Source organism: Psychrobacter sp. CAL346-MNA-CIBAN-0220, from assembly GCF_040309805.1.
Lineage (GTDB): Bacteria > Pseudomonadota > Gammaproteobacteria > Pseudomonadales > Moraxellaceae > Psychrobacter.
Genome location: NZ_JBEOPF010000493.1, coordinates 1 through 255, shown reverse-complemented (window position 1 = coordinate 255; position 255 = coordinate 1). Strand labels below are relative to the sequence as shown.

1 pseudogene is annotated in these 255 nt (G+C 43.9%); it reads left to right on the top strand.

The window, feature by feature from the left end:
* Nucleotides 1-157: 157 nt before the first annotated feature.
* Nucleotides 158-255 (top strand): annotated as a pseudogene (locus tag AAEY88_RS14505) (ABC transporter permease); the annotation flags it as partial.

Genomic DNA, 255 nt, shown 5'->3' with positions numbered 1-255 from the left:
ATTGCATACTTCCTAAAAGCCACTCGTATCTAGAGATAACCTATCGTGTTTTCGTTTCGATATCGCCATTGCAATAGAGGTGCGTATGGAGCGCGAGGGTGTCAATTCACTAGAACATGAGGGATGCGGCCAATATAAAGAGACTGAGTGAATAATTGTGTTTGATTTACAAGGATTTGGCGCTCTGCTATTGAGCGGTGCTACCGTTACCATTAAGCTTGCCGTGACCAGCCTAATTATAGGAATGGTCTTAGG